Here is a 19,383-nt window from a genome sequence, read left to right as displayed (position 1 = left end):
TCGATTTTCTCTCCCTGCGGTGCCCAGCGCAGGGAGGGGCACTTCGAAAAAGTTTTCGTCCCGGCCTTCGTGCCGGGACGCTTCGTTTCAGGGGTATGGAAATGGCCGGCGCACGCGCCCACAGGGTCCGGACGTCCGTTTTCCGTCGCCATCCGGCCGGCCGCTGCTAGCGCATTCCCCCTTCCAGCACCGTGAAATTAAGCGCGATTTGCCGTAGTGCTGCATTGCGGTTACCTTTCGCGTATCCGCGCCGCGGCAGGCCGGGGGGTCCGCCGCTCCTGGGTACACAGGGGGAAAAAGCGCGGGTATCTGATGACACTCAGCGAGAGACCATGGATACCCGATACATACGTCATGCGCGCACGCACGCGCGCGGGGCTATCCAGCCCATTGTCATAGCCGTCCTGGTGGTCGTCGTCGTGTTGGCGGCAGCGGCCTGGTTCCTCATCATCAAACCGCATCAGGACCTGATGCAGGCGGACAACGGCGGCCATCCGTCCACGCCGGTCTCGGCCGGTACGGAAGCGGCGCCGCCGCCGGCGAACGTGGAGGCGATGAGCGTCAATCAGCTGCTCGCCGAAGCGCGCCGCGCCATGAACGAGCAGCGCCTGCTCGCGCCGGCCGGCAACAATGCGTTCGAGTTCTACCAGAAGGTGCTGCAGAAGCAGCCCGGCAACCAGGTGGCCACTGACGCGCTGCGCGAAACCTTCCCGTTCGCCGCCAACGCGGCCGAGCAGGCCATCAACCAGCGCGACTTCAACGATGCGCAGCGCCAGATCGACCTGCTGGCCAAGGCGGATCCGGCCAACTACACGCTGACCATCCTGCGCTCCAAGCTGGACGCCCAGCGCAAGCTGCTCGACCGCGAACAGCAGCTGGCCGCCGACAAGGAGAAGCAGGCGCAATTGGCCGCCCAGAAGGCCGCCGCGGACAAGGCCGAAGCCGACCGCCAGGCCGAACTGAAGACCCAGCAGGCCGCCGCCGCCGAGCAGGCGCGCGTGGCGCAGGCGCGCCAGGCGCAGCAGCAGCAGGCCGAAGCCGCCCGCCAGCCGCAGGTCGCGGCACCGGCGGCCGCCGCACCCAGCGATGCGGCGACGCATGGCGCGGTGCTGGTGAAGAACACCGCGCCGCGCTATCCGACCGCGGCGATGCGTTCCAACCAGGAAGGCTGGGTGGAGCTGTCGTTCACCATCACGACCGGCGGCGACGTCAGCGACGTGAAGGTGGTCGACGCGCAGCCGCGCCACGTGTTCGACCGCGCGGCGATCGACGCGGTGAGCCGCTGGAAGTACCAGCCGGCGACCCAGGACGGCACGCCGGTGGCATCGACCAAGCGCCAGCGCATCGAGTTCAAGCTGTAAGGCCGGGCGACCGGCAGACGAAGGAGGCGCCGCATTGCGGCGCCTCTTTTTTTGCGCGCGGGTTGCGTGCGCGGCCGACAAAAAAGGCGCCACCAGGGCGCCTTCTGCGGATCCGCGGCTACCAGCTCAGCGCCGATGCCCGCGCTTGCTCGATGCGGCCTTGGTGCCGCCGCTCTTGCGCGCCTTGAGCTTGCCCTTGCCGGTCGACTTGGCCGCCGCGACCACCGGTGCATCGCTCTCCACGCCGGCCCAGTCCACGTGCTCCAGGCCCAGCATGCTGTCGAACACCATCGGCATCAGGCCGGACGGCATCGGGCTGGCGGAATTCCACATCGTCACCACGCCCGTGCGGTACTTCGGAAAGAAACCGATCATGGTGCGGTAACCCTCGACCGCGCCCGCATGGAAGATCAGCGTCTCGCCGCCGTACTGGAACACGCGCCAGCCGAGCGCGTACGAGGCCTCGGTCAGCCGCTCGCGGCGCCACGGGGTTGAGCGCAGCTCCACCGGCGTGCTCACTTCCGGCGCGTGCAGGGTTTCCAGCAGCCTGGGCGGAAGGACGTCCGGACGGCCGCCCATCTGCGCCACCAGCCACTGCTCCATGTCGCGCAGGCTGGCGTTGACGCCGGCGGCGGGGGCCACGCGGTAGTAGGCCTCCTTCGGCTCGAACGGACGCCAGGTGCCGGCACCGGCGGGGCGGTGCGGGCGCGCCCAGCTCGCGCTGTTCTCCAGCGCCTCGCGGCCGTAGCTGGCGGTCTTCATGCCGAGCGGGAAGAAGATGCGCTTGTCGACCTGGCGGTAGAAGAAGTCGCCGGTCATGCCGTAGATCACGTCGCCGATCATGCTGAAGGCCACGTTCTGATAGCCATAGCACTGGCCGACGCCGCAGGTCATCTTCACTTCGTCGAGCCGGCGCACCAGCTCCTCGTAGGGCACGTCGCCTTCGAGCATGTTGTCGTAGGTGTTGCGCGGCAGGCCCAGGCGCTGGCCGAGGATGTCGCGCACGGTGGCCTTCTCGGCGGCCGCGGCGTCCTTGAGCTTGAAGAACGGCAGCACGTCGGCCAGCCTGGTGTCCCAGCTGAAGCGACCGTCGTTCACCAGCACGCCGGCCACCGCGGTGGCGAAGGCCTTGGACAGCGAGGCGAGGCGGAACACCGTCTCCGGCGTGATCGGCTCCTGCGTGCTGGCGTTGGCGTAACCCAGCGTGTGCTCGTACACCACTTTGTTGTCCACCACGATCGCGGTGGCCAGGCCGGCGACGGCGTGGCGTTCGTCGAGCTTCTGCAGCCAGTCCTGGTAGGCGGCGACGGTGGCCTTGATCCGATCGTCCGGCAGGTGCTGCGGCGCGGGATTCGCGCTCTGCATGGACACCTGCGGCTGGGTCGGCGGCGGCGTCACCTGCGAAGGAATCGCGACCTGGGGCAAGGCACCGTGGGGCAAGGTGGCCTGGGGCGAGCTGGCTTGAGATGGACTGGCCTGAGATAAGCCGGCCTGAGCCGGCGCGGACGCGGCTTCGGCGGGGCGTGGACCGCCGGCGAGGCCGAGCACACCGGCGATCAACAGAAAGAGATGGCGAAACTGCATGCTGCTCTGGCGTCGTATGGGCGCCGCTGGCGCCGTAAACGGGAGTACCTGGATTCCCTGAGGTTATCGGCGGGATCCTTCCCGGTTTTAGACATTCCAATTGTGGGGCACTTCGTGCCGCTCTACAACGGACCGCCGTCGGCCTGCCGTGGCCCCAGTCACGCGGCGGACGGCTGCGCAGCCGGCCTCGACGACAGGTCCGCTTCCAGCATCAGCGCCGCGGCACGCTCGGCCAGCATCAAGGTGGGTGCATTGGTATTGCCGGTGATCAGCGTGGGCATTACCGAGGCATCCACCACGCGCAGGCCCGGCACGCCCCACACGCGCAGCTCGCTGTCCACCACGGCCTCGTGCTCGCGCCCCATGCGGCAGGTGCCCACGGGGTGGTAGATGGTCTCGGCGCGGCGGCGGATGAAGTCCTCGTATTCCGCGTCGGTGCGCAGTTCCGTGGCCGGTTGCACCGGCGCGCCGCGGAAGGCGTCGAACGGTGCCTGCGCGAAGATCTCGCGGGACAGGCGCGCGGCCTCGATCATCATCTTCAGATCGTGGCCTTCCGCATCGCCCAGGTAGTTGGCGTGGATGGCGATGGGCGCCGCCGGATTCGCCGAACGCAGGCGCAGCTGCCCGCGGCTGCGCGGATGCAGATAGCACGCGTGCACGGTGTAGCCCCGGCCGGGCAGGGCGCGTGCGCCGTGGTCGTCCAGCTGCGCGGGGATGAAATGGAACTGGATATCGCAGCGCTCGTCCGGCGCGTGCCGGCTGCGCACGAAGCCGCCGGCTTCGGCGGCGTTGGAGGTACCGATACCGTCGCGGTGCCGCGCATAGCGCCAGGCCACGGCCAGGTCGTTGAGATGGTCGAAGGTGGCGCGGCTGTGGGTGCCGGTGACGCTGCAGATGTCGAGGTGATCCTGCAGGTGGGCGCCGACGTGGGGCTGGTCCAGTGCCGCCGCCACGCCGTGTTCGCGCAGATGATCGGCCGGGCCGATACCGGACAGCATCAGCAACTGCGGCGTGTTGATCGCGCCGGCGGCGAGGATCACCTCGCCGGCCTCGATGCGCCGTCCATCGATCTGCACGCCCACCGCACGGCCCCGCTCGATCAGCACCCGCTGCGCCAGCACGCCGGTGCGCACTTCCAGATTGGCGCGCTGCAGGGCGGGCCGCAGATACGCCACCGCGGCCGAGCAGCGCGCGCCGTCGCGCTGGGTCACCTGGTACAGGCCGAAGCCGTCCTGCCGTTCGCCGTTGAAGTCGGGGTTGCGGTAATAACCCGCGGCGACACCGGCATCGATGAAGGCGTCCGACAGCTCGCTGTGGAAGCGCAGGTCGGCCACGCCCAGCGGCCCGCCCGCGCCATGCCAGGGGCCGGCGCCGCGCGCGTTGTCCTCGCCGCGCAGGAACCACGGCAGCACGGCGTTCCAGCTCCAGCGTGCATCGCCGGTGGCCTGCGCCCAGGCGTCGTAGTCGGCCGCGGCGCCGCGGATGTAGCACATGGCATTGATCGAACTGGAACCGCCCAGCGTCTTGCCGCGCGGCCACCACAGGCGGCGGTGGCCGAGCTGCGCTTCGGGTTCGGTGCGGTAGCCCCAGTTGATGCGCTGGCTGCCGTAGATCCGCGCCAGGCCGCGATGGTCGCCGACCAGCTTGGCGATGCCGGCGGGCATGTGGATCAGCGGATTCAGGTCGCGCGGCCCGGCTTCCAGCAGCAATACGCGTTTGCCCGGGTGTGCGCTCAGCCGGTTGGCCAGCACGCAGCCGGCGGAGCCGCCGCCGACGATCACGTAGTCGTAGTCCATGCGCTTGCCCATCCGTCTCCCCCGTGGCCGCCGCTGGCGCGTCATGCTCGCATGCTAGTCTGCGCGCGACCTACGCAGGATGTCCCCGGTGAACTCACCTCGTCCTACCGCGACCGGCCAGGCCCATGCCCCCGTGCTGTCCGCCGTGGCGTTCTTCTTCGTGATGGCGGGCTACTACATCATCCGGCCGGTGCGCGACCAGCTCGGCGGCGCGGTGGGCGCGCAGGCGCTGCCGCTGTTCTACGCCGCGGTGCTGCTGGTGATGCTGCTGCTCACGCCGCTGTTCGGCATCCTGGTGGCGCGCTTTCCGCGCAAGCAGCTGCTGAGCTGGAGCTACTGCTTCTTCGCGCTGTGCCTGCTGGCCTTCGTGCCCGCCTTCGTGGCGCAGGACCGCATCGGCGCACGCTCGCTGGGCATGGCGTTCTATGTGTTCGGCAGCGTGTTCAATCTGTTCGTGGTGTCGCTGTTCTGGAGCTTCATGGCGGACATCTTCGACAGCGCCGGGGCGCGCAAGGTGTTCTCGCTGATCGCCCTGGGCGGCATGGCGGGCGCGGTGGCCGGCCCTGTCATCACCAAGCTGCTGGTGACGGCGATCGGCGTGGCGCCGCTGCTGGTGGTGTCGGCGGCGAGCCTGCTGGTGGCGCTGGCCTTGCTGCTGTCGCTCTCCGGCAGCCAGCAGCGCGGAGCCGGCGCGGACCAGCCCTTGGGCGGCTCGATCTGGGCCGGCATCAAGGAGCTGTGGTCGCGGCCTTTCCTGCGCTACATGGCGATTTTGATGCTGCTGGGCGACGGCATCGGCACGCTCGCCTATGCGCTGATGGCCGACTACACCAAGGCGCACATCGCCGACAAAGTGGCGCGCACCGCCTTCTACAACGACATCGACCTCTACACCAATGTGATCGGCGCGGTGCTGCAGCTGACCGTCACGCGCTGGCTGATGATGCGCCACGGCGCGGGCTGGGGCCTGGTGGTGCCGGCGCTGGTGAACCTGGTGCTGCTGCTGGGGCTGGCCCTGGTCGGCACCGGCCAGATCGCGCTGTTCGGCTATGCGGTGCCGATGCTGGCGGTGACCATGGTCGGCTCGCGCGCCTTCGCCTACGGCATGACCAAGCCGGCGCAGGACGCGCTGTACACCCGCGTGCCGCGCGAGACGCGCTACAAGGGCAAGAACTTCGTGGAGACCGCGGTGTGGCGCTTCGGCGACGTGCTGGTCACCAGCGGCGTCAACCTGTTCGGCATGCTGGGCGTGACGCTGTCGGGCATGGCTTCGGTCGGCGTCGGCATTTCGGCGCTGGCGGCGTGGATCGCGCGCCGCGCGGGGCACGCGCCCGACCTTGCGCCGGAGGCGCCCGCAAAGTCCTGACAACCTTCGAGGGTGAATCCTTCTCCCTCCGGCGACCCGAAGGTAGTCCCCGTGGGAGAGAAGGTGGCGGCAGCCGGATGAGGGTACGGCCGGAGCGGTGCACATCACTCTTGTGCTCCGCCCGAACCCTCACCCCAAACCCTCTCTCCCACAGGGACTGCCTTCGGGTCGCCGATGGGAGAGGGGCTCAATCAAGGCATCAGCGCCCCGCGATGTACTGCTCGAGGTGGTCGATCTGCTCGGCCTGTTCCTCGATCACGGCCTTGACCAGATCGCCGATCGAGATCACGCCCATCACGCGGCTGTCGTGCACCACCGGCAGGTGGCGGATGCGGCTGTCGGTGCACAGGCGCATGCAGTATTCGACTTCCGTGTCGGGGCCGACGGTGAGTGCGGGGCTGCTCATGATCTCGGCCACCGAAGTCTGCGCCGAAGAGCGGCCCTGCAGGATCACCTTGCGCGCGTAGTCGCGCTCGGAAACCATGCCGACCAGCTGCTCGCCGCGCATCACCAGCAACGCGCCGACCTGGCGTTCGGCCATGTGCTTGATGGCGTCCAGCACCGTCGCGTCTTCCGCGATGCTGAAGACCTGGTGCCCCTTGCTGTCCAGCAGATGCTTGACCTGACGCATGCCTGGCCTCCGGAGTGAAGGTGGACGATCGCCGCATCAGTCTAGCGCCGCTGCCTGCTGGAGGTGTAGCGCGGACGTGAATCCGCCCGGCGTTCAGCCGCGTCCGCCGCGGCGCCGTTCCTCGATGAAGTACAGCGGCCGCTGCTTGCTCTCCGCGTAGCTGCGGCCCAGGTATTCGCCGATCACGCCCAGCGCCAGCAGCTGGATGCCGCCGAGGAACAGGATCACCAGCATCAAGGTGGGATAGCCGCGCACCGCGTCGCCCCAGATCAAGGCCTTGGCCAGCACCCATACGCCGTAGGCGAAAGCCAGCAGCGAGGCGCTGATGCCGATCCAGGTGGCCAGGCGCAGCGGCGCGGTGGAAAACGAAGTGATGCCTTCCACCGCCAGCTGGGTCAGGCGCCAGTAGTTCCATTTGGTCTGGCCGGCGTGGCGCGGGTCGCGTTCGTAGCGCACCGACGTCTGGCGGTAGCCGATCCAGGCGAACAGGCCTTTCATGAAGCGCTGCCTTTCGCGCAGCTGGCGCAGCGCGTCCAGGGCGCGGCGCGAGAGCAGGCGGAAGTCGCCGGTGTCGCGCGGCACGGCGGTGTCGGAGAGCTTTTCCATGGTGCGGTAGAACGCCGCCGAGGTGAACCGCTTCAAGCCGGTTTCGCCAGCGCGGGCGCTGCGGGTGGCGTAGACCACGTCGTAGCCGGCGCGCCACTGTTCGACCAGGGCGGGGATCAGTTCGGGCGGGTCCTGCAGGTCGGCGTCGATCACCACTACCGCGTCGGCGTCGGCTTCGTCCAGGCCGGCGGTCATCGCCGCCTCCTTGCCGAAGTTGCGCGAGAGCTTGAGGCCCGCGGCGCGCGGGTCGCGCCGGGTGAGCGCTTCGATGATGTCCCAGGTGCGGTCCGCGCTGCCGTCGTCCACGTACAGCACGTTGCAGTCGAGCGGCAGCTGGTCGAGCACGCCCGCCAGGCGCTGGTGGAAGGTGTCGAGCACCGCCGCTTCGTTATAGGCGGGCACGATGACGGTCAGCTGCGGCATGCGCGGGTCCATGCGGGAAACCCGCGCATGCTAGCGGACCGCCCGTGCGGCGGCGATGTTTTCAGCGCGTGCGGCGCACCTGCGCCGGCGTGTCGCCGCGCAGATAGCCCGGGCCGCCGAGCTGGCCCATCTGCTGCTGGATCCAGGCGGCACGGCTCAGCACGTAGGGGCTGGGCTGCGCCACCTTGAAGCGGCGCGGGCTGGGCAGCACCGCGGCCAGGCGCGCGGCCTGGGCCGGCGCCAGCCGGGCGGGCGCCGTATGGAAATACGCATCGCTGGCCGCGCCCACGCCGTAGACGCCGTCGCCCAGCTCCGCGATGTTCATGTACACCTCGAGGATGCGCTGCTTGGGCCAGGTCGCCTCGATCAGCACGGTGAAATACGCCTCCAGCCCCTTGCGCACGAAGCTGCGGCCGTTCCACAGGAACAGGTTCTTGGCGGTCTGCTGGCTGATCGTGCTGGCGCCGCGCAGGCGCTTGCCGTCTTCGGCGGCGTCCATGGCGTTCTGGATGGAGTCGAAGTCGAAGCCGTGGTGGAACGGGAATTTCTGGTCCTCGCCGGCCACCATAGCCATCGGCACGTAGGGCGACACTTCCGACCATGGCACCCAGCGGTAGCGCAGGTGGAAATCCGGCTCGCCGTGGATCAGAGCGCTCAGGCGCCGTTCCATCATCACCGCCGACGTCCACGGCGGCACGAAGCGCAGCACCAGCACCGCGAACCAGCTCAGGGCAAGCCAGGCAAGCGCCAGGATGGCGACCGGGCGCAGCAGGCGGACGATGAGGGAGCGGCTGGGCGGCATGGGAACGCGGTCATAAGGGACGCGGCAGTATAAGAGGCCGCCCGGCCGCGCCAAGCCGGCCCGCCGGCCCGGCTGGCATACACTGGGCTGCGCTGCCGCCTCCCGGCCTGCCGGCTTGCATGCCTGCGCGACGCCCCCATCTCTGCGCGCTTGTCCTTAGAGGTTCGAATCCGTGGAAACCGTTCTTGTCGAAGACGTGCTGCACCGCTTCCTGCTCGAGCGCGCCGGCGTGCGCGGCGTGCTGGTGCGGCTGGGCGCCGCCTGGCGCGAAGTGGCCGGGCGCGCGGACTATCCGCCGGCGCTGCGTTCCCTGCTGGGCGAATCGCTGGCGGCCAGCGCGCTGCTGACCGGCAACATCAAGCTGGAAGGCAATCTGTCGATCGAGCTCAAGAGCAGCGGCGCGCTGCGCCTGCTGTTCACCGAATGCACCGACCAGGGCCGCCTGCGCGGCCTGGCGCGCTGGGACGGCGTGCTGCCGGCGCCGCTCGCGCTGGAGGAGCTGCCGGAGGCGGTCATGGCCATCACCATCGGCCACGCCGAGCGCGGCCAGCGCTACCAGGGCCTGGTCGACCTGCGCCATCCGCAGCTCGGCGGCGCGCTGGAAGGCTATTTCACCCAGTCCGAGCAGCTGCCGGCACGCATCCTGCTGGCTGCCGACGGCGAGCACGCCGTCGGCCTGATGCTGCAGCGCCTGCCCGGCGAAGGCGGCCGCGATGGCGTGCAGGACGACGACGCCTGGCCGCGCATCGGCCACCTGGTCGACACGCTGGGCAAGGAAGAAATGCTCGCCACCGCGCCGGAGGAACTGCTGTACCGGCTGTTCCACGAGGAATCCGTGCGCCTGTTCGACCCGCGCCCGCTTGCCTTCGGCTGCAGCTGCACGCGCGAGCGCGTGGAATCGATGCTGCGCTCGCTGGGCCGCGAGGAAGTGGAAGCCGCGCTGGAAGCGCGCGAGGGCGAGATCGAGGTGACCTGCGAGTTCTGCGCGCAGCGCTATACCTTCGACCGCATTGACGCCGAACACCTGCTCAGCCATTCCGCGGTGAGCGCGCCGGGCACGGCGCAGTAAAGCTGGTGGTGCTTCAGGGCAGCGCGAAGTGATATTCGCGCTGCAGCCACACGTCCGCGGCATGCGGCGTGGCGAACAGGAAACCCTGGCCGTAGCGGCAGCCGACGCGCAGCAGCGCCTCGCGCTGGTCTTCCTGCTCGATGCCTTCGGCGATCACCTGCATCTGCAATGAGTCGGCCAGCACCTGGATGGCGCGCACCACGGCCAGGCTGTGACCGCCTTCGCGCGGCAGTTCGGTGATGAAGGAGCGGTCCACCTTCAGCGTGCTGATCGGGTACTGATGCAGGTAGCTCAGCGACGAGTAGCCGGTGCCGAAATCGTCCAGCGCGATGCCGACGTCGTGGGCGCGCAGGTTGTCCAGGATGCGCTTCACCTGCGAGGCGTTTTCCAGCAGCGCGCGCTCGGTGACTTCGATGCGCAGGCAGCGCGTGGGCACCCGATGCGCGGCCAGCAGGTCGAGCAGGCGGCGGTCCAGGTCCGGCGAACGGAAGTGGCGGCCGGACACATTGATGCTGACGAAGCCGTCGCTGCCGGTAAGCGCCTCGGCCTGGGCGCAGACCTGTTCGAAGATCTGCCAGTCGATGCTTTCCGAGCAGCCGCTTTCCTCCGCCACGGCGAGGAAGTCGCTGGGCGTGAGCAGGCCGCGGTCCGGATGGCGCCAGCGCAGCAGCGCCTCGTAACCCACGGTGCGGCCGTCTTCCAGCGAGACGATGGGCTGGTAGAACGGCACGAATTCGTTGCGGCTCAGCGCGCGGCGCAGGTCGCCTTCCATTTCCAGCAGGGACAGCGCCTCGCGGCGCAGGCGGTCGTCGAACACCGCGGCGCGGTGGCGGCCTTCGTCCTTGGCGCGGTACATGGCGGCGTCGGCATCGCGCAGCAGTTCTTCCGGACGCTGGTAATGCGGGCCGGGCAGGGCGATGCCGATCGAGGCGGAGGTGAAGATCTCCTTGGCGCCCAGGCGGAACGGTGTCTGCAGCTCGGCGATGATGCGCTCGGCGATGACCAGCGCCATGCGGTAGTCGGTGATGCCTTCGGCCAGCACGGCGAATTCGTCGCCGCCCAGGCGCGCCACCACGTCGCGGGTCTTCAGGCAGGCGCGGATGCGTCCGCCCACCTGGAACAGCAGGTCGTCGCCGACCAGATGCCCGACCGAATCGTTGATGACCTTGAAGCGGTCCAGGTCGATGAACAGCACCGCGAACATGTCCTGCGGACTGCCGTGATAGCGCTGCAGCGCCTGTTCCAGCCGCTGCAGCAGCAGGGTGCGGTTGGGCAGGCCGGTGAGCGAGTCGTGCAGGGTTTCGTACTTGAGGCGGCGCTCCACGCGCTCGCGCTCGGCGATCTGTTCGCGCAGGTCGCGGTTGGCCAGGGCCAGCGCGCGGGTGCGCTCGGTGACGCGGCGTTCCAGGCTGGCGTAGGCCTGCTTCAGCGATTCGGTGGTGTGCTTGCGCTGCAGCGCATTGGCCACGTGGTAGCTGACGAAGGTGAGCAGCTCCTGGTCGCGCACGTCGTAGGTGTGCTCGGGCGAATAGCTCTGCACCGCCAGCACGCCCATGGCGCGCTCGCCCCAGATCAACGGCACGCCAAGCCAGCACACCGAGCGCGAGCCGTGCTGGCCGATCTCGCCCTGGCGGGCCAGGCGGTCGATGTCGTCCGGCGAGGCCAGCAGCGGCTTGCCATGGCGCAGCACGTATTCGGTGAGGCCGCGGCCGTGCGAGCGCGGCAGGCGCACGGTGTCGAATTCGTCGACCGAATACGGGAAGGTGAGCTGGTTCGGTTCTTCGTCCAGCAGCGCGATATAGAAATTGCGCGCGTACAGCAGGCCGCCGATGACCCGGTGCACGGCGGCATAGAAGTTGTCCAGGCTTTCCGAGGCGTTGGCCAGTTCCGCGATGCGGAACAGCGCTGCCTGCAGGCGTTCGCCGCGCTGGCGCTGCAGCACCTGCTGGCGCAGCACGCGGTTGGCTTCGCGCAGCGCGGCGGTACGGCTGGCCACGCGGCGTTCCAGTTCGGCGTGGGCTTCGCGGCGTTCCAGTGCCGTCTGCACGTGCTTGGCCACGTAGCTGAGCAGTTCGCGGTCGTGCTCGGTGTAGTGGGTGTCCTCGCGGTAGCTCTGCACCACGATGCCGCCGACTACGCGGCCGTCGCGCTGCAGCGGCACGCCGAGCCAGTCCTCGCACACCGGGCCGAGCAGCACGAACTGGCCGGCGAACTGGCGCGAGAGCTCCTCCACCGAACCCATGATCGGCTGGCCGCCCTGCAGCAGGTTCCAGGTGAGGCTGTGGCGCATGTCCTGCAGCGGCACGCTCTGGTCGGGCAAGGGCGGGTCCTTGTCCATGGTGTCGACGTAGTACGGGAAGCGCACGCTGTCGGTGGCCGGGTCGTACAGGGCGACGTAGAAATTTTCCGCGTACATCAGGCTGCCGAGGATGCCGTGCAGCGCGTGCATCATCTCGGCCATGTTGTGTTCGGTGCTGGCCTGGTCGGCGATGGCGTAGAGCGCGCGCTGCAGGCGCTCGGCCATGGCCAGGCGGGAGATGGCCTCGTACAGGCGCGAGGTCTCGGCCAGCTGGCGCAGGCGGGCGGCGGCCATGCGGCCCAGCCAGGCGATTTCCTCGGTGTCCGCGGCCGGCACCGGCCCTTCCGCGGCCAGGACCAGCAGGCGCTGGCACTGGGGATCCTCGGCCAGCGCCAGCTGGCCCGGCAGAAGCGGGTCGGCCGGCGATTCCAGCGCACGCCAGAGCAGGGCGCCGCGTACTCCGAGCGCACGCAGCACGGCCCCGCAGACCTCGGTGACCCCGGCCGCGTCGCCGGCCCGGAACAGGCCTTCCACGGCCGCATGCAACGCCGCGGAGTGAGGCTCCGCAGACGGAAACATCGGGGTGGAACTGGTGGGTACTGAACTCATCCGGCGCGGACCGGTCCATGCGTTGCTCACATGCGCCTTTATATCGTCTCTGTTCAGCGTTGTCGCTGACGGGACGGGCGGGGGCGGACGCTTTTCGCCCTGATCGGACTCCACGTTTTTTTGCGGTCCCGGTCACCCAATTACCAGGGCAAAAAGCTCGCTTGCAAAAGTTAAATTGTGGTAAGCTGCGCCCACCCGAGCCCTGGGGAGGGTGTGGGTTCCATCCACGTAGAGCCTTGATTCGGTCCAATTCCATGCGCCGCCTGTTGTTGTCCGTGCCATTCCTGCTGATGCCGCTCGCCGCGGCAGGGCAGTCGCTGGCCGGCGATACGCATGAACTGGCCAACCGGCTGCTCACCCAGAAGCCCGACCAGGTGGTTCAGCTCGGTCCGGATGCGGCCGTGCCCCTGTGGCGTGGCAGCGACGGCCGCTGGCTGGCGCTCAAGGCCGACAGCAGCAGCTTCGGCGCTGCCCAGCGCAACGACGGCCCCCTGCAGTTCACCGTGGTCGACGCCTCGCGCGCCGTTTCCACCGACCTTACTTATGGCCTGGGTTCCAACCTGCAGGCCCATGTGGGCGTCAGCGAGCACACCTGGATCAACAACCGCGTGCCGCGTGTCATCGGCAGCGAGATCGGCGCCACCTACAGCAGCGGCCGCTACAGCGTGGGCCTCAGCCTGGGCGCCAACAGCACGCCGAACAACTCGGTGCTGCCGCGCCTGCTGCCGGGCGCCCCGGCCGGGGTCAACGGCCTGAGTGCGTTCGACAGCAGCGCGCAGCTCAATGCCCGCGGCCGCGTCGCGCTGGACAGCAAGAGCGGCATCGACCTCGGCGCCAGCGTGGGCCGCGTCCGCCTGCTGCCGGGCAACCTGCTGGGCGTGAACACCCTGGACCAGAAGGCGCTGAGCTTCGGCGTCGACCGCGGCCCGCTCAGCGGCGGTGTGGTCGGCCGCGTGATGCAGCCGGCGCTGCCGGGTACGGGCTACAACAGCGACCGCCGCTGGAGCAGCATCGACCTCGGCGTCACCCTGCGCCTGCCCTGGCAGGGCGAGCTGAGCATCGGCGCGCAGAACGTGTGGTCGTCCGGCAATGCGGTGAATACGCCGGTGGGTCCGGAGCCGGACCAGTCGCGCACGCCGTACGTGCAGTACCACCAGGATCTCTAAGCTGCCGTCTTCCACGGAAGCTTGAACGCCACAAGGCAAGAAGCCGTCGCCTCGCAGCGACGGCTTCTTCGTTTACGGCGGCGGCAACCGCCCGCCTTCAATCCTGCCTGCGGATCTTCAGGTCGCCGCTGAAGGTTTCCAGCTTGATGTTGGCGCCGCCGCTGCCGGCGTTGGCGTCCAGCTCCATGCCGGGGCCGTGTTCCACCTTGCGCGGCGAACCGAAGTCGCTGCGCAGGTCGCCGCTGAACGTGTTGGCGTGGATGCGTGCGGAAACATTGCCCGGCACCTGCACCTGCACGTCGCCGCTCATGCTGTCGACATTCATATCGCCGCCGGCCTGCATGCCGCCGCCCACCTGCACGTCGCCGGAGACGGTGCTGAGATTGAGCCGCTTCCACGGTCCGCCATTCACGCGGATGCGTCCGGACACCGTCTGCAGTTCGGCCTCGCGGCCCACCGACGGGGCGAGGATGTCGCCGCTCACCGTCTGCAGGTCCACCTTGTCCGCATGGCCGGCCAGTTCCAGGCTGCCGCTGACGCTCTCGGCTTCCACCGAGGGCGAGCGCGCATTGATGCGCACCTTGCCGCTCACCGAATTGATCTTGATGGTGCCGCCGTCGATGCCGTCGATGCTGGCTGGTGCGCTCACCACCTCCACTTCCAGCGAGGCGGCCTTGGGCACGCGCACGTCCAGCGTGGTGCTGCCCATCGAGGTGTCGTTGTTGAAGTTGAACCAGCGCGACTTGCCGGTGGATTCCACCTTCAGTTCCAGGTTGCCGTTGTCGCCTTCGAGCTCCAGCGGCCTGGCGCCGTCGCCGAGGCGGCCGGTGACCTGCACCTGGTTGCGGTCCCAGGCGGTGACGGTGACCGAGCCTTTGACGTTGCTGATCTGCAGCTGCACGTTGGGCTTGGCGTCGTGGCTGAGGTTGATCGGCGTGTCGGCATAAGCCTGGCCGATTGCCAGCGCCAGCAGGACAGGGAGATAGCGTGCGGTTTTCATGATTGTGCTCCGGTGGCTCAGCCTGCCTGTTGTTCCATCTGACGCAGTTGCGATTGACGTTTGGCCGTGCGGTCCAGCAGACGCTGCAGGGCGGGGGAATGCGGGGCCTGCTCCATGGCCTGCTGCAGTTCGACGCGTGCGGCGTACAGTTCCACCGCCGCACCGGCCAGGCGCGGGTCGGTGGGTTTCCAGTTCGCCGGCACCTGCGCTTCGAGCGTCGCGGGCGTTTCCACCCGCCACTGGTGATTGAGGGCGACGGCCAGCAGCGACAGGCCCGCGAAGCTTGCCGCGAGCAGCCAGCGCTGACCGCGTGGGGCGCGCGGCGCCGCGGTGATGGCGGTGGGCGTGCCGGCATCGAGCTTCGCTTCGATGTCGGCCCACAGGTCGCGCCGCGGGGACACCGGTTCGCGCAGGGCGCGCATCTGGCGATGCCATTCGAATTCGTTCATGACGCTTCTCCAAGTACCTTTCGCAGCAGTCCGCGTGCGCGGTGCAGCTGCGCTTTCGACGAGCCGACGGCCATGCCGAGCTCGGCGCTGATTTCCTCGTGCCGCCAGCCTTCCACATCGTGCAGGACCAGCACGGCGCGTGCGCGTGGCGGCAGTTTGCCGATCGCACGTTCCAGTTCGTCGCGTTCGGCGGCACAGAACGGGGTTTCGCCGCGGTCGGGCAGGCTGTCCTCGTCCATCATGCTGACCGGGTCGGCGCCGCGCGAGCGGATGTCCATCAGCGCCACGTTCACCGCCAGGCGGTACAGCCAGGTGCCGAACGCGCTTTCGTGGCGGAAGCCGGCCAGTTTCTGCCAGGCGCGCACGAAGGCGTCCTGGGTCAGATCCTCGGCGCGTGCGTGGTCATAGCCGGCCAGGCGGTAGACGGCGCCGTAGACGCGGTCGGCATGCCGGCGATAGAGCCGCTGGAACGCCGCGCGGTCGCCGTCCGCGGCCGCGCGCACGTCGGCGACGTCGTCGTCGGGCGCTGCGACGGGGGCAGGCGGCATGGAGGTTCCGGTGGCGGCGCAGGCGCTGATCATCTTGCCAGCTTGGATGCACCGTGGCGCTGCAGGGTTTAGAGAAAGGCGCTCATCCGCCATCAGTCATGGACGGCGGGAAGCGGCGGCCGGGCCTTGCGCCACGGCCGCCGCGGACGGTCACGAGGCGACCGCCGAAACCCGCGGCGCGCCGGCGAGCGCGGCGGCCACGCGTTCGAGTTCGTCGTGCAGGCGCTGCGGCATGCGCTGGCCGAATTCGCGCAGGTAGTCGCCGATGGCGGCGGCTTCGGCCTGCCAGCCGGCCTCATCGACGTGCAGCAGCTCGTCCAGCGCGGCGCCATCCAGCGCCAGGCCTTCGGTGCGCAGTTCGCCGCGCGCCGGCAGGGTGCCGATCGGCGTGTCGACGCCGGCGGCCTTGCCTTCGACGCGGGCGATCATCCACTCCAGCACGCGCAGGTTGTCGCCGAAGCCCGGCCACAGGAACTTGCCGTCCCTGCCTTTGCGGAACCAGTTGACGTGGAAGATCTTCGGCAGCTGCGCGCCCGGCCGGTCGAACGACAGCCAGTGCTGGAAATAATCGCCGTAGTGGTAGCCGCAGAACGGCTTCATCGCCATCGAGTCGCGGCGCAGCACGCCCACCGCGCCGGTGGCCGCGGCGGTGGTTTCCGAACCCATCGCGCCGCCGACCAGCACGCCGTGCGCCCAGTCGCGCGCCTCGAACACCAGCGGCACCAGCGAAGGACGGCGGCCGCCGAACACGATGGCGCTGATCGGCACGCCCTGCGCGTCCTCGGCCTTGGGCGACCAGGTCGGGCACTGCTTCGCGCTGACGGTGAAGCGCGCATTCGGATGCGCGGCCGGGCCATTGGCCGGGTTGTAGGCGCGGCCTTGCCAGTCCAATGCCGGCTCCCCCGGCAGGCCTTCCCACCAGGGCTGGTTGTCGGCGGTGACGGCGACGTTGGTGAAGATGGTGTCGCGCGCGATGCTGGCCAGCGCGTTCGGATTGCTGCCCGCGCTGGTGCCCGGCGCCACGCCGAAGAAGCCGGCTTCCGGGTTGATCGCGTACAGGCGGCCGTCGGCGCCGGGGCGCATCCAGCAGATGTCGTCGCCCACGGTCCACACCTTCCAGCCGTCGCGGCGATAGCCTTCCGGCGGGATCAGCATGGCCAGGTTGGTCTTGCCGCAGGCCGACGGGAACGCGGCGGCGACGTAGTGCGTCTGCCCCTGCGGGTTCTCGATGCCCACGATCAGCATGTGCTCGGCCAGCCAGCCCTCGGACCTGGCCTGCCAGCTGGCGATGCGCAGCGCATGGCACTTCTTGCCCAGCAGCGCATTGCCGCCGTAGCCGGAACCGTAGGACTTGATGGTCAGGTCCTCGGGGAAATGCATGATGAAGCGGCGCTCCGGATCGAGCTCGCCGGTGGAGTGCAGCCCCTTCACGAACGTGCCTTCGCGCTCGATGCGCGCCTGCGCCGCGGCGCCCATGCGCGTCATGGTGCGCATGTTGGCCACCACGTAGGGGCTGTCGGTGATTTCCACGCCGCAGCGGGCCAGCGGCGAATCGATCGGGCCCATGCAGTACGGAATGACGTACATGGTGCGGCCTTCCATGCAGCCGGCGAACAGGCCGTCCATCTTGGCGTTCGCCTCGGCCGGGTCCATCCAGTGGTTGTTCGGGCCGGCATCTTCCTGCTCCTTCGTGCAGACGAAGGTGAGGTGCTCGACGCGGGCCACGTCGGAAGGGCTCGACCGGTGCAGGTAGCAGCCTGGATGGGTCTGCTGGTTCAGTTCGACCAGGTCGCCGGTCTGCAGCATCTGCTGCACCAGGGCCTGGTATTCGGCGTCAGAGCCATCGCACCAATGGATGCGGGCGGGGCGGGTCAGCGCCGCCACCTCGTCCACCCAGCGCTGCAGCGCCGCCAGCTTGCTCGCCATGCGTTCCTCACTCTGGTCTTAGAACAAAAAAGAGCAGAAACGGTAGTTTGCGTGTACTGGCATTGCAAGGCGGGGTGCAGCAAAGCGGCCCTGGAATGCCGCCAAGCCGCTGATGCGGCTGGTCTTTCAGCCCGGTGTGAGCGTCTTGATCATGTGCTCGACGTAGGCATCGAAGTCTTCATGGCTGATGCGCGGTAGACCCAGCGTGAAGTTGAGCTGCAGGAAGCCTACGTAGGCCGCGTAGGTGAGGCGCGCGCGGTTCAGCGCCTCGGCCGGGGCCAGGCCGGCTTCGCGGTAGATGGTGGTGAGGAATTCCATGCGCCGTTGCGACACGCGGGCCATCACCGGCACCACCTGCGGGTGGTCCAGCGCCTTGAGCAGGGCGGCGTAGACGCGGTGCGGGGCGATTTCGTGCGCGACCCGGCGGAACAGTTCCGGCAGGCGGGCGCGCGGGTCGGGCATGGCCTCGATCTGGCTGATCACCTCGCGCTCGCCGTACTGCTCCCAGCGTTCCAGCGCGGCTTGCAGCAGGGCTTCGCGGGTGCGGAAGTGCCAGTAGAAGCTGCCCTTGGTTACCCCGAGCTGGCGGGCCAGGGCCTCGACGGCGAGGGCGCCGACACCCTGGTCGGCAATCAGCTTGAGGGCGGCATCTTCCCAATCTTCGGCGGAAAGACGGGTACGTTCGGGTTTGGCGCTGGCATTCATTCGAGCATGGTAGCCCCAGTCCTAGGCTTTGCAATCCGAACGGCCGTGGTTGACGGCGGCTCGGACGGCAATCCATACTCGTCCGTATGGTTACCATCGCGCCAGCCGCCGTTTCGTCCCACTCCTATGCCGCCGCCGATGGCGTGCGCCTGGCGGTGGACGTACGCCAGCCCGACGGCCGGCCCGCCCTGCTGTTCGCCCATGGCTTCGGCCAGACCCGCCACGCCTGGACGGCCACCGCCGCCGCGCTGGCGGGCGAGGGCTTGCGCTGCGTCACTTTCGACAGCCGCGGCCATGGCGAAAGCGGCCGCGTGCCCGGCGGCGACTACCACATGGAACAGTTCGTGGCCGACCTGGTCGGGCTCGCTCGTTCTCAGCCGGAACCGCCGGTGCTGGTCGGCGCCTCGATGGGCGGCCTGCTCGGCCTGGTGGTGGCCGGCGAGATCGATCCCGGCCTGTTCCGCGCCCTGGTGCTGGTGGACATCACCCCGCGCTGGGAAACCGCCGGCGTCGAACGCATCCTCGCTTTCATGCAGGCGCATCCGGACGGCTTCGCCGATTACGCCGAAGCGGCCGAACAGATCGCCGCCTACCTGCCGCACCGCGCCGGCCGCAAGAGCGAAGACCAGTTGCGCCCCCTGCTGCGCGAAGGCGCCGATGGCCGCCTGCGCTGGCATTGGGACCCGGCCCTGCTCGGCGGCGACCTGGTGCGCGAGGCCGAGCGCTACCAGCCGCGCCTGATGAGCGCCGCGGCCAACGTGCGCGTGCCGCTGCTGCTGCTGTCGGGCGGGCGCAGCGACGTGGTCTCGCGCGACACCGTCGACGAATTCCTCCGCCTCGCCCCGCATGCCGAACACGTGGAGCTGCCGCGTGCCACGCATATGGTGGCGGGCGACGCCAACGACGCTTTCACCCGTGAGATCGCACGATTCCTGCGCACTCTGGACGGTGGAGCAACGCATTGAATGCCCGCACGGACGCGGTTTTCCTGACTGAGTAATGCCCATGCCTGTCCATCGCCACAACGCCATTCGCGACGAGGT

16 protein-coding genes are annotated in these 19,383 nt (G+C 69.0%); 5 read left to right on the top strand and 11 right to left on the bottom strand.

Going from position 1 to position 19,383, the window contains the following annotated elements:
- Nucleotides 1–332: 332 nt before the first annotated feature.
- Nucleotides 333–1,361 carry an energy transducer TonB gene (locus FHW84_RS16370; protein ID WP_167257049.1) on the top strand — a complete coding sequence of 343 codons (1,029 nt, stop codon included), beginning with the start codon at nucleotides 333–335 and terminating at the stop codon, nucleotides 1,359–1,361.
- Nucleotides 1,362–1,487: 126 nt separating this feature from the next.
- Here FHW84_RS16370 and FHW84_RS16365 read toward each other — a convergent pair whose 3' ends face one another.
- Both FHW84_RS16365 and FHW84_RS16360 read right to left on the bottom strand, forming a co-directional pair.
- A complete protein-coding gene (locus FHW84_RS16365; RefSeq protein ID WP_168647976.1) occupies nucleotides 1,488–2,726 on the bottom strand; it encodes a serine hydrolase domain-containing protein in 1,239 nt (412 codons plus the stop codon).
- A gap of 377 nt (nucleotides 2,727–3,103) precedes the next feature.
- Nucleotides 3,104–4,741: a GMC family oxidoreductase N-terminal domain-containing protein gene (locus FHW84_RS16360; RefSeq protein WP_167257210.1), complete on the bottom strand. Its 1,638-nt coding sequence runs from the start codon at nucleotides 4,739–4,741 to the stop codon at nucleotides 3,104–3,106.
- A gap of 88 nt (nucleotides 4,742–4,829) precedes the next feature.
- Here FHW84_RS16360 and FHW84_RS16355 point away from each other — a divergent pair, with 88 nt between their 5' ends.
- Entirely contained in the window at nucleotides 4,830–6,107 is a 1,278-nt protein-coding gene (locus FHW84_RS16355) for an MFS transporter (protein ID WP_343203611.1), read from the top strand.
- Between the two features lie 199 nt (nucleotides 6,108–6,306).
- Here the strand turns inward: FHW84_RS16355 and FHW84_RS16350 are convergent, their stop codons facing one another.
- The 3 genes from FHW84_RS16350 to mtgA all read right to left on the bottom strand — a co-directional run bounded on the left by FHW84_RS16350 (nucleotide 6,307) and on the right by mtgA (nucleotide 8,569).
- The gene (locus FHW84_RS16350; RefSeq protein ID WP_167257047.1) at nucleotides 6,307–6,738 is read right to left on the bottom strand and encodes a CBS domain-containing protein; all 432 of its coding nucleotides are present in this window, start codon (nucleotides 6,736–6,738) and stop codon (nucleotides 6,307–6,309) included.
- Nucleotides 6,739–6,831: 93 nt separating this feature from the next.
- On the bottom strand, nucleotides 6,832–7,767 hold the full coding sequence (locus FHW84_RS16345; protein ID WP_167257046.1) for a glycosyltransferase family 2 protein: 936 nt from the start codon (nucleotides 7,765–7,767) through the stop codon (nucleotides 6,832–6,834).
- Between the two features lie 61 nt (nucleotides 7,768–7,828).
- On the bottom strand, nucleotides 7,829–8,569 hold the full coding sequence (gene mtgA / locus FHW84_RS16340) for a monofunctional biosynthetic peptidoglycan transglycosylase (RefSeq protein WP_167257045.1): 741 nt from the start codon (nucleotides 8,567–8,569) through the stop codon (nucleotides 7,829–7,831).
- A gap of 172 nt (nucleotides 8,570–8,741) precedes the next feature.
- On the opposite strand from mtgA, the gene FHW84_RS16335 reads away from it, so the two are divergent.
- Complete coding sequence (locus FHW84_RS16335) at nucleotides 8,742–9,638, top strand: Hsp33 family molecular chaperone HslO (protein WP_167257044.1); 897 nt, start codon at nucleotides 8,742–8,744, stop codon at nucleotides 9,636–9,638.
- Nucleotides 9,639–9,651: 13 nt separating this feature from the next.
- Here the strand turns inward: FHW84_RS16335 and FHW84_RS16330 are convergent, their stop codons facing one another.
- Nucleotides 9,652–12,516 (bottom strand): EAL domain-containing protein, encoded by a 2,865-nt coding sequence (locus tag FHW84_RS16330; RefSeq protein WP_243868160.1) that lies wholly within the window; start codon nucleotides 12,514–12,516, stop codon nucleotides 9,652–9,654.
- Between the two features lie 284 nt (nucleotides 12,517–12,800).
- On the opposite strand from FHW84_RS16330, the gene FHW84_RS16325 reads away from it, so the two are divergent.
- On the top strand, nucleotides 12,801–13,712 hold the full coding sequence (locus FHW84_RS16325; RefSeq protein ID WP_167257042.1) for a hypothetical protein: 912 nt from the start codon (nucleotides 12,801–12,803) through the stop codon (nucleotides 13,710–13,712).
- Between the two features lie 97 nt (nucleotides 13,713–13,809).
- Here FHW84_RS16325 and FHW84_RS16320 read toward each other — a convergent pair whose 3' ends face one another.
- The 5 genes from FHW84_RS16320 to FHW84_RS16300 all read right to left on the bottom strand — a co-directional run bounded on the left by FHW84_RS16320 (nucleotide 13,810) and on the right by FHW84_RS16300 (nucleotide 18,340).
- The gene (locus FHW84_RS16320) at nucleotides 13,810–14,712 is read right to left on the bottom strand and encodes a DUF4097 family beta strand repeat-containing protein (protein WP_167257041.1); all 903 of its coding nucleotides are present in this window, start codon (nucleotides 14,710–14,712) and stop codon (nucleotides 13,810–13,812) included.
- A gap of 17 nt (nucleotides 14,713–14,729) precedes the next feature.
- Entirely contained in the window at nucleotides 14,730–15,161 is a 432-nt protein-coding gene (locus FHW84_RS16315) for a hypothetical protein (RefSeq protein ID WP_167257040.1), read from the bottom strand.
- Complete coding sequence (locus FHW84_RS16310) at nucleotides 15,158–15,709, bottom strand: RNA polymerase sigma factor (protein ID WP_167257039.1); 552 nt, start codon at nucleotides 15,707–15,709, stop codon at nucleotides 15,158–15,160. Before FHW84_RS16310 ends, FHW84_RS16315 begins: the two co-directional genes overlap by 4 nt.
- Before the next feature lie 150 nt (nucleotides 15,710–15,859).
- On the bottom strand, nucleotides 15,860–17,635 hold the full coding sequence (locus tag FHW84_RS16305) for a phosphoenolpyruvate carboxykinase (GTP) (RefSeq protein ID WP_167257038.1): 1,776 nt from the start codon (nucleotides 17,633–17,635) through the stop codon (nucleotides 15,860–15,862).
- 126 nt (nucleotides 17,636–17,761) lie between these two features.
- Complete coding sequence (locus FHW84_RS16300; RefSeq protein ID WP_167257037.1) at nucleotides 17,762–18,340, bottom strand: TetR/AcrR family transcriptional regulator; 579 nt, start codon at nucleotides 18,338–18,340, stop codon at nucleotides 17,762–17,764.
- Nucleotides 18,341–18,426: 86 nt separating this feature from the next.
- Between FHW84_RS16300 and FHW84_RS16295 the strand changes: the two genes are divergently transcribed.
- Complete coding sequence (locus FHW84_RS16295) at nucleotides 18,427–19,305, top strand: alpha/beta hydrolase (protein WP_167257036.1); 879 nt, start codon at nucleotides 18,427–18,429, stop codon at nucleotides 19,303–19,305.
- The last annotated feature ends 78 nt before the right edge of the window (nucleotides 19,306–19,383 follow it).

Origin of the sequence: Dyella sp. SG562 (assembly GCF_011759495.1) — a bacterium.
In the GTDB taxonomy this organism is placed as follows: domain Bacteria; phylum Pseudomonadota; class Gammaproteobacteria; order Xanthomonadales; family Rhodanobacteraceae; genus Dyella_D; species Dyella_D marensis.
Note: the sequence above shows the minus strand (reverse complement) of the source record. Positions and strands in the feature narration are given on the sequence as shown.